Genomic DNA, 16,556 nt, shown 5'->3' with positions numbered 1-16,556 from the left:
AGCCCATCATGGGAGAAGCAAAGAACCGCCAGAAGACCGGAAAACCCAGCCCGCTGAGCCGCAAACGCCGCCGCCAGCGCCTGATTGGTGGCAGCCTGTTCGCCGCGGCCCTGCTCGCCGTGATCGGTGGCGTGTTCTGGCTGACCAGTCCCTCGCTTTCCGGGCCCACCGCGCTGCCCACAGCCGAAGACCAGCCACCGTTCCCGGCCGAACGGGACCGCCTCGGTGTGCGCATCGGTGATCCCGACGCGCCAGTGGTCGTGCGCGAATTCGCGGATTACCAGTGCCCGGCCTGCGCTGACTTCGCGGCCAACCATGACCGGCTGATGGAGGAGTACGTGGAGCCCGGCAAGGTCCGCTTTGTATTCTTCGACCTGCCTCTGCGTCAGCACCAGAATGCCGTTCCAGCGGCCAAAGCGGCGCGCTGCGCCGAGGACCAGGATGCCTGGAAGCCGATGCACGACCGTCTGTTCGAGCGCCAGAATGACTGGAGCAGCGCGGACAATCCGCAGCGCCTGTTCAGCGACTACGCCGCGTCTCTCGGGTTGGAAAGGCGGGCTTTCGAACGCTGTATGGGGCTGGATCGGGTTGAGCGTGAAATCCGGGAGAGCCGCAACCTGGCACGGGACCTGAGAGTCACCAGCACCCCTACGGTGATGGTGGACAATATCCCCCTGAGGCGCGCCAACTGGGCCCAGCTGGAAGCCGTTATAGAGCGCGAGCTGAACGCCGCTCAGTGAGCCTCCGGCAGGCTCGCAGGCGTCAGTTTCCCGGCGTTGTCACAGGTCGCCGTGCCACCGGCGCGTGAAAGCCGGATGCTGTCGCCTTCGCTGATGCCCAGCGCCGCCGGCAGCCCCTGGTTCACCTCCAACGCCATCCAGTGATCCACCCCTGCCGGATAGCTGGGACACCCGGAACCGGACGCCTCCAGACACGGAGCCATATCCTGCACGGAACGCACCACGCCCTGGCCGTCCAGGAACAGGATGGTCAGTGGAATGCGTGTCCGGTGCATCCAGAAGCTGTTGTCCGGCCCCTGCTGGCGGGGATAGACAAACAGCATACCGGCACGCCGCGACAGCGCTTTCCGCCCACTCAAACCCTTCTGCCGGGCGGAGGGCGTAACGGCAAGTTCCGCCTCCAACGGAATCAGACGCTCATCAGCAGGCAGGCAGAGGGTAATGGAGCCTCCAGGGCCCTCCCCGGTAACGCTGCCGCAGCCAGCAATCAAGGCCATGACAATGGGCACCAGCACGCGCACCGTCATCGTTTCCCCCTGAAACGGAAATACACGAACAGACGTCCGTGATTATCCCTGTCCTTGTCCAGGCGATGGTAACGCTGCTTGATGTCCTTGCGATCCAGGAAGCGCAGGACGCGCTTCTTGAGCTGACCACTGCCCTTGCCGGGGATGATCTCGACGGTCGGAACGCGCTTGCGCTCCGCCTCGTCGATGATGTCCTCCAGCGCCTGCTCGATCCGATCCCCCTTATTGAAAATGGGATGCAGATCGAGCGTCAGCTTGGCCATGGCATCACTCCCCGGTGATGACGGAAAGCAGACCAGTGGCGTTAAGGAAGATGAACAGCACCGCCGCGGGCGCAACAATGCGGGTCACCCACAACCACAGGAGGAAGAGGTTGTGGTGGTTGTGGGTATCGAGTTCCGCGGCCACTGTCGTGGTGCGCATCTTCCATCCCACAAACAGCGCTACAAAGAGCCCGCCCAGCGGCAGCAGGATATTGCTGGAGATGAACTCGATGGTATTGAAGATGGTCATGCCCGGCAGCAGATGGAAGCCGGACCAGGCATTCATGGAAAGGCCGCAGGCAGCGCCAAGCAACCAGATCAGGGCGGAGATGATGGCCGCCGCCTTGACCCGGCCTCCGCCGAAGGATTCGGAGAGGTAGGCAACAGCGGGCTCAAGCAGCGACATGCCGGAGGTGATCGCCGCCACCGACAACAGCGCGAAGAAGACAACACCAAGCAGCGCACCGAAGGTGATCTCACCGAAGACGATCGGCAGGGTCTGGAACACCAGCCCCGGGCCCTCGCCTGGCTCAAGGCCAACCGTGAACACGATCGGAAAGATCGCGAAGCCGGCCAGCAGCGCCGTCAGGGTGTCCATGCCCACGATCCATCCAGTGCTGACCGGAATGGAGTTCTCCTGCGGCAGATAGGCCCCGTAGACCATGATCGCGCCCATACCCAGGCTCAGCGTGAAGAACGCCTGCCCCAGGGCCGCCAGCACGGTGTCTCCGTCCAGGGCACTGAAATCCGGTGTGGCGAGGAAGGTCATGGCATCACCAAAGCCTTCCGTGGTCACGCCGTAAACCACCAGCCCCACCAGCAGGATAAAGAGCAGGGGCATCAGCAGCGTCACCGCCCGCTGCAGGCCCTTCTTGACGCCTGAAGCCACGATGCCGAACACAATCAGCATAAAGAGCGTGTGCCACCCAAGTACGGCGGAAGGGCTGCTCACAAGCCCATTGAACATCCCTTCGGCGGAATCCGAGGTCATGCCGGCAAAACCACCGATCAGGGCCTCATAACCGTAATAGAGCGACCAACCCCCAACGACGCTATAAAAAGACAGGATCAGGAAACCGGCGACCACGCCCATCCAGCCGACCAGGGCCCATTTCTGGTTGAGCCCTTCCTCCCGGGCAATCAGCCGCAGGCTGTTGATGGGGCTGCGCCGGCCCTTGCGACCAATGGTGACCTCACCGATGATGATCGGCAGGCCAACCAGCAGGATGCAGGCGAGATACAGTATGACGAAGGCGGACCCGCCGTTTTCGCCCACCAGATAAGGGAAACGCCACAGATTGCCCAGGCCCACGGCGGAACCGGTGGCAGCAAGGATGAAAATCAGACCACTGGACCACTCACCGTGGACCGAGCTTCGCTTCTCATTCATGGTTGAGCCCTTCCCGCTTCTTCTGTTGTTTCTGAAACCTTTGTGTAACCGCGAAACCCTAGCCGCTATTAATCACCGGATCAATACTGAGGCGGCTCAGACCGGCGTAAACCAGGGCCCTGCCGCCACAAAATGCGGGTTGTACACACTTTCCTTGCCATAGAGCAGCGGCTCCCCCTCAAAGGTCAGGACGCAACCACCGGCCGCCTCCAGCACCGCCTGGGCGGCACCGGTATCCCATTCACAGGTCGGCCCCACCCGCGGGTAGATATCCGCCTCGCCCTCGGCAATCCGGCAGAACTTCAGCGACGACCCGGCCTGCACCAGACAATGCGGCCCCAGACTCTCAATGAACGCCTCCGTCTCCGCGTTCATATGGTTCTTGCTCGCCACCACCCGCTTCTCATCCGGCGGCTCAGCCACCTGAAGGCGCACCGTCTCGCCATCCTTGCGGCGGAATGCCCCGCTGGACCGCGTCCCCCAGTACTCAATACCCAGGGCTGGCACCGTCACCACACCCAACACGGGAACCCCGTTCTCGATCAGCGCAATGTTCACCGTGAACTCACCGCTCTGCTTGATGAAATCCTTGGTGCCGTCGATCGGGTCCACCAGCCAGAACCGATCCCAGTCACGGCGCTGCTCCCAGGCCACCTCTTCCTCTTCGGACAGGATCGGCAGCTTCGGCTCCAGCGATCGCAACCCCTCGACGATCCGGTGATGGGACGCCATATCCGCCTCCGTCAGCGGACTGTCGTCCTGCTTCTGCGTCACCTCATAATCCTGGCGATAGAACGCCATAATCTTCTCACCGGCATCCGCCGCAATGGCCAGAACCTCGGGAACAAGCGCGTCGTAATCCATGCAGACAATCCGTAACGGGTGGCTTTAATGGGCGGAATTGTGGCGCCAGAGCGGGTCTGAGTCCAGTCACCCACGATTTTTGGCGGCAGATCCGTTATAATGGTTGGCCAATCGTTAACCGTACCGGCCTGATCCGCGCTGGATCGGAAAGGGTCCGGCAGCCTCTGACGGGAATCTCTGGAGCCAGGGATGGCGGAAGAGCAGCCTACATGGATGTACTTGTGGCGATTCCCGTCAGAGGCTGCCGGCCCCTTTCCTGGCTGCCACCTTTACAGGCTGGTACCTGACCAGGGGACCGGACACCGCCATGAGTGATCGCCAGAAACCCCGCAGCGGCGAAAAATTCCGCAGCGAACACGGCATCGCCGCCATCAAGGACGGCCAGAAAGCCTCCCGCGCCCAGGAAGTCGAACGCACCCGCAAGCCCTCCTGGCTGCGCGCGCGTATGCCCGGCGGCGAGCGCTTCGAGCAGGTCAAGCGCAACGTCCACGAGCACCGCCTCAGCACCGTCTGCGAGGAATCACACTGTCCCAACATGGGCGAATGCTGGAACAACGGCACCGCCACCATCATGGTCATGGGCTCTGTGTGTACCCGGGCCTGCCGCTTCTGCGCCGTCGACACCGGCAACCCCAAGGGCTGGCTGGATCAGGACGAACCCGAGAACACAGCGCACTCCGTGGAAATGATGGGCCTGCGCTACATCGTGCTCACCTCCGTCGACCGGGACGACCTGGACGACTTCGGCGCTGGCCACTACGCCGACTGCGTGCGCGCCATCAAGCGCCGCACCCCGCACGTGGCCGTGGAAGCCCTGACCCCGGACTTCGACAACATCAACGAGCACGTTGAGACCGTCGTGGACTCCGGACTGGAAGTCTTCGCGCAGAACGTGGAAACCGTGGAGCGGCTGACTGAGCGCGTCCGTGACCCGCGCGCCGGTTATAAGAAGACACTGGACGTGCTCGAGCATGCCAAGAAGCACAACCCGAAGGTCATCACCAAGACCAGCCTGATGCTGGGCCTGGGCGAGACCGAGGAAGAGATCCTGGAAACCATGGACGATCTGCGCGCCATCGGCGTGGATATCGTTACCTTCGGCCAGTACCTCCAGCCCACAAAGAACCACCTGCCCGTGGAACGCTGGGTGACTCCGGAGGAGTTCGAGTGGTATCGCGAGAAGGGCCTTGAGAAGGGCTTCCTGGAAGTGCCCTCCGGCCCCATGGTCCGCTCCAGCTACCGCGCGGACCGGGTGTTCGAACAGAACAACCTGGGGCTGTCAGAGGCACCGGAGGTCCCGGGCGCGGAGCCGGACCCGAATATCATTCCGGTCAAGACCGTCGGCTGAGGGTCTTTCGCTTGTAGGAGCGCGCTTCGCGCGCGATATTCGTTTCAGTAAGGCCCCTGGGGGGCCAATCGCGAGCAAGCTCGCTCCTGCGTTACAGGACGGCTGCGGTATCCACCGCCGTGGCGTTCACACACCGCGCAACAGACGACAGCAGCGCCTGGAGCGTTGCTGACGTCGTGTCCTCGGCCAGCGCCGCCGCGCTGTAGACCTCGCCGTTCACCTGGATCCGGATGCAGGCAAGCGCATTGGCACTGGTGCCCTCGCCCAGCGCGAACTCATCGTAGGCCTCCACGGCTACCTTCACGCCATGGCGGTGCTGCAGTGCATCTACCACGGCCTCAACCGCGCCCTGGCCGCCACCCTTGAGTTCAGTACGCTCGCCATTGCCCACCACGACCGACGCCTGGACGCCATCATCCGTGCGGTGCAGGTCGTAGGTATGCAGTGTCCAGCCCTTGGGTACCTGCAGGTAGTCCCGCTCGAACAGCTTGTGGATGGTGGATGAATCCACTTCGCCACCGGTGATCTCCGCCTCCTTCTGGACCACCTTGGCGAACTCGATCTGCAGCCAGCGCGGCAGGCTGATGCCGTAGTCGCGCTCCAGCACCATGGCCACGCCGCCCTTCCCGGACTGGCTGTTGATGCGCACCACTTCCTCGTAGCGCCGGCCGATGTCTTTGGGATCGATGGGCAGGTAGGCCACGTTCCAGATGTCATTCTCGCCGTGCTTGGCCATGCACTTGCGGATGGCGTCCTGATGGCTGCCGGAGAAGGCCGTGAACACCAGCTCGCCCGCCCAGGGATGGCGCGGGTGTGTGGCGATCTCGGTGCAGGCCTCAACCACGTCCACGATTTCGGCCATACCGGAAAGATCCACTTCCGGATCAATGCCCTGGGAGTACAGGTTCATGCCGAAGGCCACCAGATCCATGTTGCCGGTACGCTCGCCATTGCCCAGCAGCGTGCCCTCGACCCGGTCGGCGCCGGCCATGACCGCCAGCTCCGCCGCCGCAATAGCACAGCCACGGTCGTTATGGGTGTGGACGCTCAGGCTGAAGTGATCGCGATACCTCACGTGGTCACAGAACCACTCGATCTGATCCGCGAACACGTTGGGCGTGGCCATCTCCACCGTGGCCGGCAGGTTGATGATCACCTGCTGGCCCCGGTCCGGGCGCCAGACGTCATTAACCGCATCCACCACCTCTACGGCGTAATCCACCTCGGTCGCGGAGAAGCTTTCCGGGGAATACTGGAAGATCCACTCCGTATCGGGATAGTTCTTCGCATGGCGCTGGACTTCCTTCGCACCGTCCACCGCGATCTGCTTCACGCCTTCCATATCCATCTCGAACACCTGCTCACGCTGGGCGGTGGAGGTGGAGTTGTAGACGTGAACGATCGCACTGTGTACGCCGTCCAGCGCCTCAAAGGAGCGCTTGATCAGGTCGGGCCGTGCCTGGGTCAGGATCTGGATACTGACGTCTTCGGGGATGCGATCCTCACTGATCAGCTTGCGGCAGAAATCAAAGTCGGGCTGACTGGCGGCCGGGAAGCCGATCTCGATCTGCTTGTAGCCGAGCTTCACCAACAGGTCGAACAGGCGCTGCTTCTGCGCGATGTTCATGGGCTTGACCAGTGCCTGATTGCCATCGCGCAGATCCACCGCGGAATAAGTCGGCGCCTTCTCGATGACCTTATCCGGCCAGCGCCGATCGGACTTGTTGAGCGGCTTGAAGGGCCGGTACCTGCGATGGTCAAAAGCCATGATCTGCTCCTTCTCTGCGTTGCCTGCTGTGCCTGAAATCGGATCAAGGCATCGGGGAACCCGTCCACGCGGCTTCCCGGATGCCTCTGTCTATCATCAATACTGTGGTCGAAACACCAGCGGCACAAGCGTGGGGCAAGCCCCGGGGCCTGCCCTGCCGCCGCGCCTGCGCTGCGGAGGGTGGATCACACCGTCTGCTCCGCTTGCGGATGCTTTTGGCACCCGGTCCAGGGTGGCGTCGCGGACCGCCACCGACGGCCCCTGGTGCGGGGCCGTCTTTCCGGAAGCCTGGCCCGGCGCGGTAACGCCGGCTCACCTCCCGGGGACATGTCCAAGGTAACCAAAATACCGAGCAATGTGTTTGCGAATTTGTGGTTATTTCCGACTGTTAAGCAATGTTATGCTACTATAAATCCATAAATTGGCAAATAATAGCTAAACCACGAAAAACGGCGTTATTCCATGGCAAAAACAGACTCGGAACTGGTCCGGATCGACCGCATTGATCGCCAGATCCTGGAATACCTGCAAAAAGACGGCGGCCTCACCAACCAGCAGCTGGCAGAGCGCGTTGGCCTATCCCCCTCCCCATGCTCACGCCGCGTGAAGGCACTGGAGGAGGCCGGCATCATCCTGGGCCGCAAGACCCTGCTGGAACGGCGCAAGCTCGGCCTTTCACTGACGGTCATCCTGCAGATCGGCATGGACCGCCATACCCCGGAACGCTTCCAGGAATTCGAGGACCAGGTCGCCACCTACCCGGAAGTCCAGGAACTCTACCTGATCACCGGACAGCAGGCGGACTACATCCTCAAGGTGGTGGTGCCGGACATGGAGCACTACCAGCAGTTCCTGCTCAACAAGATTACTCGCATCACCGGCGTCAGCGGCGTGCACTCCAGCTTCGTGATGCGGCGTGTGATCGACAACACGGAGCTGCCGCTGAAGTACCTCTGAAGGCGGGCTCAGGTTTGCAGTGGCTGCTCATCCGGCGGCGCCCCCTCATCACATTTCTTGCACGCGAGCGCCGTGCCGAGCATTGAATCACGCCCCTCGGGGGTGACCACCCAGGGGCGGTTGATGAATGGCGGGCCATGGCGTACGTGCTGATTGTGACCACAGGCCAGCTGCGCCACCCAGTGCCCCTCCTCATCCCGGTGATAACCCGTGATCGGCTGTCTCATGGCAGGGAATAGGTCCCGCTGACATGAGCCACCAGTTCATCACTGCCCTCGGAGAACAGCTGCACCTCGCAGAAGGCGTTGCGGCTGCCCAGTTTCAGAACCTGACCACGGGCGATCAGATCGCAGCGACCCGGCTTGCGCAGGAAGTTGATGTTCAGGTTGCTGGTGACCGCCATCTGCACTTCTCCGAGCGCCCCCAGGACCGCCGCATACATGGTGGCATCCGCCAGCGCCATCTGTACCGGGCCGGAGAGCGTGCCGCCCGGGCGCACCATACGCTCGCTGAAGGGCACACGGGCAGTGGCCGCGTGGTACTCAATGATTTCCACGCGGAAATCAATATCCTCGGCCATCGGCACGCCGTCCCGGATCAACTGCTGCACTTCCTCGGCACTCAACTTCATGCTGTCTCTGCCTCCCGATTACTGCTGGCGTAACCGCCACCCTGTACCCTGGCCGGCGGACTTCGTAGAATAACCCCCACTTACCGAACAGTCATCTTTGCATCATCCAGACGGACTCAGCCCCTATGCGAGCAAGCCAGTACCTGATCGCCACCCTCAAGGAAACCCCGGCAGACGCTGAAATTGTCAGCCACCAGCTGATGCTTCGCGCCGGCATGATCCGCCGCCTCGCCGGTGGCCTCTACACCTGGCTGCCGCTGGGTCTGCGCGTGCTGCGCAAGGTTGAGCGGATCGTGCGCGAGGAAATGGACCGGTCCGGCGCCCAGGAAGTGCTGATGCCGGCCATTCAGCCGGCCGAGCTCTGGCAGGAGAGCGGCCGCTGGGAGGAGTACGGTGACGAACTGCTGCGCCTGAAGGACCGCCACGAGCGTGACTTCTGTTACGGCCCCACACACGAGGAAGTGATCACCGACATCGCCCGTAACGAGCTCAAGAGCTACCGCGACCTGCCGGCGAACTTCTACCAGATCCAGACCAAGTTCCGGGATGAGCGCCGTCCGCGCTTTGGCGTGATGCGCTCGCGCGAATTCCTGATGAAGGACGCCTATTCCTTCCATGCCAGCCCGGAGTCACTGGACGAGACCTACCAGGTGATGGTCGACACCTACAGCGCCATCTTCCGTCGCCTGGGCCTGGACTTCCGGGCCGTGGAGGCGGACTCCGGCGCCATCGGCGGCAGCAAGTCCCAGGAGTTCCACGTACTGGCCAGCTCCGGCGAAGACGCCATTGCCTTCAGCTCGGACAGCGACTACGCCGCCAACACCGAGCTGGCCGAAGCCCTGGCGCCGGAAGGTGAGCGCCCCACCGCCACCGAAACCATGCAGGAAGTGGCCACCCCGGACCAGAACACCATCGAACAGGTGGCCGGCTACCTGAACACAACGCCGGACCGGGTCCTCAAGACCCTGCTGGTCCATGCCCCGAAGGATGAGGACAGCAACGAGCAGCCACTGGTGGCACTGGTACTGCGCGGTGACCATACCCTGAACGACCTCAAGGCGGAGCGGCGTGCGGACGTTGCCGAGCCGCTGACCATGGCCAGTGATGAGGAGATCCGTAAGGCGTTGGGCGTCGACGCCGGCTCCATCGGCCCTGTGGGCCTCAGGGTCCCCATGATCGTGGATCACGCCGCGGCCCATCTCGCGGATTTTGTGTGTGGCGCCAACCGTACCGGCTACCACCTGACCGGCGTGAACTGGGACCGCGATGTTGCCCTGGGCGAGACCGCCGACCTGCGCGAGGTTGAGGAAGGCGATCCCAGCCCGGACGGCCATGGTGTTCTTGGCATCCAGCGTGGCATTGAGGTAGGCCATGTGTTCAAACTGGGCCGCAAGTACAGCGAGGCCATGAACGCCACCGTTCTGGATGAAAACGGCAAGTCCGTGCACATGGACATGGGCTGCTACGGCATTGGGGTTTCCCGCCTGGTGGCGGCTGCCATCGAGCAGAACCACGACGACAGCGGCATCACCTGGCCCACCGCCATCGCCCCCTTCGAGATCGCCATTGTCACGCTCAACGGGCACAAGTCCGAGCGCGTGGCACAGGCCGCGGAGAAGCTCTATGACCAGCTGCGCCAGACCGGCTATGACGTGCTTCTGGATGACCGCAAAGAGCGCCCGGGGGTGAAGTTCGCGGACATGGAGCTGATCGGCATACCCCACAGAGTGGTCATCAGTGACCGCGGCCTGGAAGCCGGCACCCTTGAATACAAGGGCCGCACCGACGCGGACAAACAGGATGTGGCGGCGGATGACATCATCCGCTTCCTGGCGGCCAGGGTGATCGCGGACTAGACTCCGGAATATGCGCACCGCCGTCAGCATCGCTGTACTCGGGCTTGCCCTGTTGCTGGCGAGCCCGATCCATGCCGCCACCAGCCAGCCGGATCCGGAACTGCGGTCCAAACTCCGCGAGGCCGTGAATGCCGCGGACAGTTTCGACGACCGCTTCGACGCCGAGGTCTGGCTTGTGGATATGTCCGGCCGCACCGAACGCTGGCTGGATAACCACGACCGCCGCCTGCGCATTCTCCGGCTGGTGCATCGGGAAGCCAGCCGACGCGGCCTTTCCCCGGAAGTCGTCCTCGCAGTGATCCAGGTGGAAAGCGGTTTCGACCGGTTCGCCATCTCCCCGGTTGGCGCCCAGGGCCTGATGCAGGTCATGCCCTTCTGGAAAAAGGAGATCGGCCGCCCCGAGGACAACCTCACCAAGGTGGAAACCAACCTGGTCTACGGCACCACCATTCTGGCGCACTACCTGGAAAAGGAAGACGGGAACCTCGCAAAGGCGCTGGCCCGCTACAACGGCAGCGTAGGCAAGGTGTGGTACCCGGAACGGGTATTTGATGCGCTGGAACAGCACTTCCACGTCAATCGCTGACCCTCGGTGAGGGCGGATTCCGGTTCAGTTCAGTTCCGTTCAGCCGATCGGGGAAGCCGGTGTGTTCCGCGGAACGTCGCCGATTTTTGCAACAGAGTGGAATTTACCCTCGCCATCGTAGTGGATCATGAACGTGCCGAAGACACCGTCATGCTCCATCCAGCGCTGAAGGATACGGGCAGGAAAGACGACGGACCGCCCGTCACGCGCCTTGACCCAGACGCGCCAGGCGGTCCCTTCATAGACCCGGAGCCAGTCATCCCGATGGATCACCACATCCACGACCACTGACTCTCCGGCCATACGTCCTCCCGCTTACTCCGCGAGTTCCAGAAGCAGACGGTTGAGGCGGGATACATAGGTGCCTGGATCCTCGATCTCCTGACCGCTGGCGAGTGTCGCCTGATCAAAGATCACCTGGGTCAGATCCGAGAACCGCTCCTCGCCCTGCTCCTTCTCAAGCCGCTGCAGCAATGGATGATCCACGTTGATCTCAAAGATGGGCTTGGAATCCGGAAGCGGCTGGCCGGCGGCTTCCATGATCTTGCGCATCTGCTGGCCCATGTCGTAATCGCCAACCACCAGGCAAGCCGGTGACTCGGTCAGGCGCTTGGTCACCTTCACTTCCTTCACCCGGTCGGACAGCACCTTCTGGATACGCTCGACCAGGTCCTTGTGCTCTTCGGAGGCCTGCTCCTGCTCCTTCTTCTCCTCTTCGGACTCGACCTCGTCCAGGTCCAGTTCGCCACGGGAGATGTCCTGCAGGTGCTTGCCCTCATACTCGCTGAGGTACCCCATCATCCATTCATCGATGCGATCCGACAGCAGCAGCACCTCAATGCCCTTCTTGCGGAAGATCTCCAGGTGCGGGCTCGCCTTGGCCGCCTGGTGGGAGTCCGATGTCAGGAAGTAGATCTTCTCCTGGCCTTCCTTCATGCGGGCCACGTAGTCATCCAGCGACACGTTCTGCGTGGGCTCGCCGGTATGGGTGGAGGCGAACCGCAGCAGCGGCGCGATCTTCTCGCGGTTGCCGAAGTCTTCCGCGGGCCCTTCCTTGAGTACCTGACCGAACTGGTCCCAGAACTGCTGATACTTCTCCGGATCGTTGTTGGCCAGCTTCTTGAGCATGTCCAGCACCCGCTTGGTCAGCGCCGTGCGGATGCTCTCAACGGTACTGTCGTTCTGCAGGATCTCCCGCGAGACGTTCAGCGAGAGGTCATTGCTGTCGATCACGCCGCGCACGAAGCGCAGGTACAGCGGCAGGAACTGCTCGGCGTCGTCCATGATGAAGACGCGCTGCACGTACAGCTTCAGGCCACGTGAGGCTTCCCGGTTGTAAAGGTCGAACGGCGCCCGGCCCGGAATGTAGAGCAGGCTGGTGTAGTCCAGCGAGCCTTCAACCCGGTTGTGGGACCAGGTCAGCGGGTCCTCGAAGTCATGCGCGATGTGCTTGTAGAACGCTTTGTACTCGTCCTCGGAAACCTCATTACGCGGCCGGGTCCACAGGGCCGTTGCCTCGTTGACGGTCTCCTCGGCGGGCTTGTCCTCCTGGTTCTCGTCCTCTTCACCGGTCGGCTCCGGGGGCATGCGGACCGGGAACGAAATATGATCGGAGTACTTCTTCACCAGATGGCGCAGACGGTGGCCGTCCGCGAAATCCTTCGCATCCTCACGCAGGTGCAGGACCACGGTTGTCCCCCGGGGCGCGTTTTCAACAGGCTCAATGGTGAACTGACCGTCGCCACTGGAGACCCAGTGCACGCCTTCAGAGGAGCCCGTCCCAGCCTTGCGGGTGGTCACTTCCACCTGGTCGGCAACGATGAAGGACGAATAGAAGCCCACACCAAACTGACCAATGAGCTTGGCGTCCTTCTGCTGGTCACCAGTGAGCTGGTTGAGGAAGTCCGAGGTACCGGACTTGGCGATGGTGCCCAGGTTCTCGATCACCTCGTCCCGGGTCATACCGATGCCGTTATCCCGGATGGTGATGGTGCCGGCCTCTGAATCGTAGCTCAGATGAATCGCCAGATCCGGGTCTTCCTCCAGAAGCTGATTATTGGACAGGGCCTCGAAGCGGAGCTTGTCCTCAGCGTCGGAGGCATTGGAGATCAGCTCCCGCAGGAAGACTTCCCGGTTGGAGTACAGGGAATTGATAACGATGTTGAGGAGCTGTTTGACCTCGGTCTGGAAGCCGAGGGTTTCTTTCTGTGCTTCGGCAGTCATGATGCGCCGCACTCCTTGATGGTTGTTGCCTGCTTGAACCTGTTGTCAGCTGGCAATTTTGGGGCAGTGCGCCGGATTTCAAGGGGTGTCGTCAACCTGTAGGAGCTTGCTTGCAAGCGATATTACCGTGGGAGCGAGCTTTGCTCGCGATATCGCTTGCAAAGCAAGCTCCTACAGGTTCAGGTTTCGGGGTCAATCCATGATGAAGTGCGCGCGTGCCGTCGCAATGGGCTTGCGCCGGGACTGCTGCCACGCGGTCACGATCACGTTCGCCACCCGGTTGCCCTGGCGGGTCAGGTGGCACTCGCAGAAGGTATCCCGGTCCAGCCCGGCACGCAGATAGTCGAGGGAAAAGTCCACGATCCGTGGCAGCCTGGGGGTCTCCTGGGACATCATGAGCGAGATCATGGCGGACATCTCAAGGAAGCCACCAATCACGCCACCATGGATGGCAGGCAGGATGGGATTGCCGAGGTTGTCATCGCTGCGGGGCAGGTGGAAAACCACCTCCTCCCCGAAGGTCTCGCATTCCATGCCCAGGGTTCGGGCGTAGGGCACGGCCTGGATCAGGGCCTGGTAATCCCCGGCCTCCAGGGCACTGCGCATCTCACCGGACAGGCTCATTCGTCATACCCTCCCGTGATCAGGTCACGGTAGGCCTTGGGCGTGGCTTCCGGGCCGATCCGCATGAAGGTTCCCACACAGTGGGCAATGGTCTGCTCCGGATCCTCCTGGAAGGTCTCACAGCGGGTAAAGACGATATTACTGGTTACCCGGTAGGCCCGTGCCCGTGCGTACACCGGATGCCCCGGCTCAGCCGCCCGCATGTAGTCCACCCGCAGATCGAGTGTAGGGCAGAGCTCAAACTCCGGCAGCGCGCAGATCACCACCGTACCGGAGGCGGTATCCATGAGCGTGGTGATCGCCCCGCCGTGGATCACCCCGGTCTCCGGGTTGCCTACAATGGCATCGGAATAAGGCAGTTCAACGACCAGCTCATTCTCCGTGGCGGATACAGCCCGGATACCCAGATGCTGGCAGTGACGCAGGGTCCCGATGAAGCGCGAGACCCGTGCGAGCAGGGTTTCATCATTCATGGCGGCTTTGCAATCTGCGTGGAATCCGGCGCACTATAACGGAAACTGACTCCCTTTCACAGACGAGGTACCCTGACCCATGCGGCGCCTGAAACACCTTCATGCCCTTCCGGCCCTGATCCTCACAACCCTTCTCGTGGGCGGCTGTGGTGTCAATCCCGTCACCGGTGAGCGTGAGCTGCGCCTGGTCTCTGAGTCCGATGAGCTCCAGATCGGCAGGGAGCAGTACCAGCCCACCATCCAGACCCAGGGCGGGCGCTACTACCGGGGCGAGAAACTCAACAACTACGTGTCCGAGGTGGGCCAGTCCCTGGCGGACGTCAGCGACCGCCCCGACCTCCCCTACGAGTTCACCGTGATCAACAGCGGCGTACCCAACGCCTGGGCCCTGCCCGGAGGCAAGATCGCGATCAACCGGGGCCTGCTCACGGAGCTTGAGAACGAAGCCCAGCTGGCAGCCGTCATGGGGCACGAGATCGTACACGCGGCAGCCCGCCACAGTGCGCAGCGCATGCAGCGCGGCACCCTCATCAACCTGGGGGTGGCCGGTATAGGCCTGGGTCTGGCGCTGAACGGCAATGAATACGCCGGGCTGATCATGGGCGGCGCCGCCCTTGGCTCGCAGCTGATCATGGCGCAGTACAGCCGCAGCCACGAGCTGGAATCCGACCGCTACGGCATGCAGTACATGGCCGAGGCCGGCTACAACCCGGAAGCCGCCGTCCAGCTCCAGGAGGTCTTCGTGCGTCTGTCGAAGAACGAGCAGAGCAACTTCGTAACCGGGCTTTTCCGTTCCCACCCACCGTCCCAGGAGCGCGTCGAGGCCAACCGCCGGATTGCTGATGAACTGGGGCGCGAAGGCACCTTCGGGGAAGAACGCTATCAGCGCATGATGGCCGGACTACGCGAGGATGCGGATGCCTACGAAGCCTACGACCGGGCCCGTAAGGCCGCCGGCGAAGGGGAGTCCGAGAAGGCTCTGGCTCTGCTGGAGCAGGCCATAAAGCAGGTTCCAGACGAGGCCGCGTTCCGGGAACTGCGCGCCGACATCCGGATGCAGCAGGGTCAGACCGAGTCCGCACTGGCGGACTACAACCGGGCGGTGGAGCTCTACCCGGAGATGTTCAGTTACCGCATCGGACGGGGTCTGGCCCATGAGGAGCTGGACAACTTTGACGCCGCGGAGAAGGACTTCAAGGCCTCGCTGGAGGTCGTGCCCACCAGCATCGCCTACCTTGGGCTCGGCGATGCGATTTCCGGCCAGGGGCGTACCAGCGAGGCCCGCCAGTACTACCAGAAGGCCGCCCAGGGCGAAGGCAGGATTGGCGATATTGCCCGCCAGAGGCTGGAGTCACTGAGCGGCGGCTAGCGCTGCGCGCACCTTTTCGGCCGCGGTTCCCGGGGCCTGCTGCATAAAGCAGTGCCCCCCGGGCAGTGTCTCGGCACTCACGTTCCGGTTGAGTGTGACCCATTGTGCAACGGAGTCGCGCACGAAGTCGTAGGTACTCTCGCCATGGATCACATGGCTGGGGGTGCGCAAGCGCCTCATGGCCCGCCACAGTCCACGTGGATAGCCGGCAAAAATCGCCGCCTCCACCTCTGGCGGACACCGCAGCACCACCTGGCCGTCCTGCTCGATCAGCGCATGGTTCACGTAGGCCCGGAGCGCTTCCGGAGTCCAGCCCCGGAACATGCCTCGCCCTTCCAGGCTTTCCAGCGCGGTGGCACGATCCGGCCACTCACTTCGGCGCTGCCGTGTCTTCTTCGAGAAGCCATTGTTCTGCCAGAGTCCAAGCCAGGTACCAATGCGCATCACCCACAGCATCCGCCTGGAGAAGATAATCGGGTCCAGAAGGACGGCGCGGTCGAAGAGGGCCGGATCCCGCTCCATCATCAACAGGCTCATGATGCCGCCGAAGCTGTGGCCCATGGCGTAATGGGGCTGCCCTTCCCAGAGATGGGCGAATGCCTGCCAGGTTTCCTCACACAGCTCGGAGGTCCGGTTCCAGCCCAGAAATTCACCGTTCTCTTCACTGGCGCCATGGCCCTGGACGTCGCTCAGGAACAGGTCATAGTCCTCGGCAAGGCGCTCCAGGAGGGGCAGATAGACCAGGCTGTTGTAGCCGTTGCCATGGATGAAGTGCACCACCGGTCGGCCACTGGGTTGTGAGTGCCAGCCTGTGACGAGATGGCCCGCGGACGTGCGGCGCTCCCAGTACTGCAATCCGGGAATGGGTGCGGGTGCCGTTTGTGCCAATGCCATGTCCTCCCGTTCTGGATAACCTGCCACCCTGTCATCGGTTCCG

General features: G+C 62.6%; 18 protein-coding genes. 6 read left to right on the top strand and 12 right to left on the bottom strand.

Translation table 11 applies throughout. The features are described 5' to 3' along the window. The first annotated feature begins 8 nt into the window (after positions 1 to 8). Positions 9 to 740, top strand: a complete 732-nt coding sequence (locus GLW01_RS03045) for a DsbA family protein (protein WP_160898077.1) — start codon at positions 9 to 11, stop codon at positions 738 to 740. On the opposite strand, the gene GLW01_RS03040 is transcribed toward GLW01_RS03045, so the two are convergent. The 4 genes from GLW01_RS03040 to cysQ all read right to left on the bottom strand — a co-directional run bounded on the left by GLW01_RS03040 (position 734) and on the right by cysQ (position 3,784). Continuing rightward, positions 734 to 1,267: a DUF192 domain-containing protein gene (locus GLW01_RS03040; protein WP_160898076.1), complete on the bottom strand. Its 534-nt coding sequence runs from the start codon at positions 1,265 to 1,267 to the stop codon at positions 734 to 736. The genes GLW01_RS03045 and GLW01_RS03040 overlap by 7 nt on opposite strands. Then, a complete protein-coding gene (locus tag GLW01_RS03035) occupies positions 1,264 to 1,530 on the bottom strand; it encodes a Smr/MutS family protein (RefSeq protein WP_151439060.1) in 267 nt (88 codons plus the stop codon). Before GLW01_RS03035 ends, GLW01_RS03040 begins: the two co-directional genes overlap by 4 nt. A gap of 4 nt (positions 1,531 to 1,534) precedes the next feature. Next, positions 1,535 to 2,920 (bottom strand): sodium-dependent transporter, encoded by a 1,386-nt coding sequence (locus GLW01_RS03030; RefSeq protein ID WP_160898075.1) that lies wholly within the window; start codon positions 2,918 to 2,920, stop codon positions 1,535 to 1,537. Between the two features lie 96 nt (positions 2,921 to 3,016). Then, positions 3,017 to 3,784: a 3'(2'),5'-bisphosphate nucleotidase CysQ gene (gene cysQ, locus GLW01_RS03025; protein ID WP_160898074.1), complete on the bottom strand. Its 768-nt coding sequence runs from the start codon at positions 3,782 to 3,784 to the stop codon at positions 3,017 to 3,019. A 307-nt stretch (positions 3,785 to 4,091) separates the two neighbouring features. On the opposite strand from cysQ, the gene lipA reads away from it, so the two are divergent. Beyond that, a complete protein-coding gene (lipA, locus tag GLW01_RS03020; protein ID WP_151439057.1) occupies positions 4,092 to 5,132 on the top strand; it encodes a lipoyl synthase in 1,041 nt (346 codons plus the stop codon). A gap of 91 nt (positions 5,133 to 5,223) precedes the next feature. Here the strand turns inward: lipA and GLW01_RS03015 are convergent, their stop codons facing one another. Beyond that, complete coding sequence (locus tag GLW01_RS03015) at positions 5,224 to 6,900, bottom strand: 2-isopropylmalate synthase (protein WP_151439056.1); 1,677 nt, start codon at positions 6,898 to 6,900, stop codon at positions 5,224 to 5,226. 462 nt (positions 6,901 to 7,362) lie between these two features. Here GLW01_RS03015 and GLW01_RS03010 point away from each other — a divergent pair, with 462 nt between their 5' ends. Continuing rightward, positions 7,363 to 7,857: an Lrp/AsnC family transcriptional regulator gene (locus tag GLW01_RS03010; protein ID WP_151439055.1), complete on the top strand. Its 495-nt coding sequence runs from the start codon at positions 7,363 to 7,365 to the stop codon at positions 7,855 to 7,857. 8 nt (positions 7,858 to 7,865) lie between these two features. Here GLW01_RS03010 and GLW01_RS03005 read toward each other — a convergent pair whose 3' ends face one another. Both GLW01_RS03005 and GLW01_RS03000 read right to left on the bottom strand, forming a co-directional pair. Next, positions 7,866 to 8,084, bottom strand: coding sequence for a DUF3565 domain-containing protein (locus GLW01_RS03005; protein WP_160898073.1), 219 nt, complete (start codon positions 8,082 to 8,084; stop codon positions 7,866 to 7,868). Continuing rightward, positions 8,081 to 8,488: a PaaI family thioesterase gene (locus GLW01_RS03000; protein WP_151439053.1), complete on the bottom strand. Its 408-nt coding sequence runs from the start codon at positions 8,486 to 8,488 to the stop codon at positions 8,081 to 8,083. Before GLW01_RS03000 ends, GLW01_RS03005 begins: the two co-directional genes overlap by 4 nt. A 125-nt stretch (positions 8,489 to 8,613) precedes the next feature. On the opposite strand from GLW01_RS03000, the gene GLW01_RS02995 reads away from it, so the two are divergent. Continuing rightward, a complete protein-coding gene (locus GLW01_RS02995) occupies positions 8,614 to 10,344 on the top strand; it encodes a proline--tRNA ligase (RefSeq protein ID WP_151439052.1) in 1,731 nt (576 codons plus the stop codon). Between the two features lie 10 nt (positions 10,345 to 10,354). Next, entirely contained in the window at positions 10,355 to 10,930 is a 576-nt protein-coding gene (locus GLW01_RS02990; protein ID WP_151439051.1) for a lytic transglycosylase domain-containing protein, read from the top strand. A 39-nt stretch (positions 10,931 to 10,969) separates the two neighbouring features. Here the strand turns inward: GLW01_RS02990 and GLW01_RS02985 are convergent, their stop codons facing one another. The 4 genes from GLW01_RS02985 to GLW01_RS02970 all read right to left on the bottom strand — a co-directional run bounded on the left by GLW01_RS02985 (position 10,970) and on the right by GLW01_RS02970 (position 14,250). After that, on the bottom strand, positions 10,970 to 11,233 hold the full coding sequence (locus GLW01_RS02985) for a DUF2835 family protein (protein ID WP_151439050.1): 264 nt from the start codon (positions 11,231 to 11,233) through the stop codon (positions 10,970 to 10,972). Positions 11,234 to 11,245: 12 nt separating this feature from the next. After that, positions 11,246 to 13,153, bottom strand: a complete 1,908-nt coding sequence (gene htpG, locus GLW01_RS02980) for a molecular chaperone HtpG (protein WP_151439049.1) — start codon at positions 13,151 to 13,153, stop codon at positions 11,246 to 11,248. 192 nt (positions 13,154 to 13,345) lie between these two features. Next, complete coding sequence (locus GLW01_RS02975; protein WP_151439048.1) at positions 13,346 to 13,777, bottom strand: PaaI family thioesterase; 432 nt, start codon at positions 13,775 to 13,777, stop codon at positions 13,346 to 13,348. Beyond that, positions 13,774 to 14,250: a PaaI family thioesterase gene (locus GLW01_RS02970; RefSeq protein ID WP_151439047.1), complete on the bottom strand. Its 477-nt coding sequence runs from the start codon at positions 14,248 to 14,250 to the stop codon at positions 13,774 to 13,776. Before GLW01_RS02970 ends, GLW01_RS02975 begins: the two co-directional genes overlap by 4 nt. A gap of 79 nt (positions 14,251 to 14,329) precedes the next feature. On the opposite strand from GLW01_RS02970, the gene GLW01_RS02965 reads away from it, so the two are divergent. Further along, complete coding sequence (locus GLW01_RS02965) at positions 14,330 to 15,619, top strand: M48 family metallopeptidase (RefSeq protein WP_151439046.1); 1,290 nt, start codon at positions 14,330 to 14,332, stop codon at positions 15,617 to 15,619. Here GLW01_RS02965 and GLW01_RS02960 read toward each other — a convergent pair. Beyond that, a complete protein-coding gene (locus GLW01_RS02960) occupies positions 15,602 to 16,513 on the bottom strand; it encodes an alpha/beta fold hydrolase (protein WP_160898072.1) in 912 nt (303 codons plus the stop codon). The genes GLW01_RS02965 and GLW01_RS02960 overlap by 18 nt on opposite strands. Positions 16,514 to 16,556 lie beyond the last annotated feature (43 nt).

Source organism: Vreelandella halophila, assembly GCF_009856365.1.
In the GTDB taxonomy this organism is placed as follows: domain Bacteria; phylum Pseudomonadota; class Gammaproteobacteria; order Pseudomonadales; family Oleiphilaceae; genus Halospina; species Halospina utahensis_B.
The sequence above is the reverse complement of the archived record's forward strand: the minus strand, read 5'-3'. Positions and strand labels throughout refer to the sequence as shown.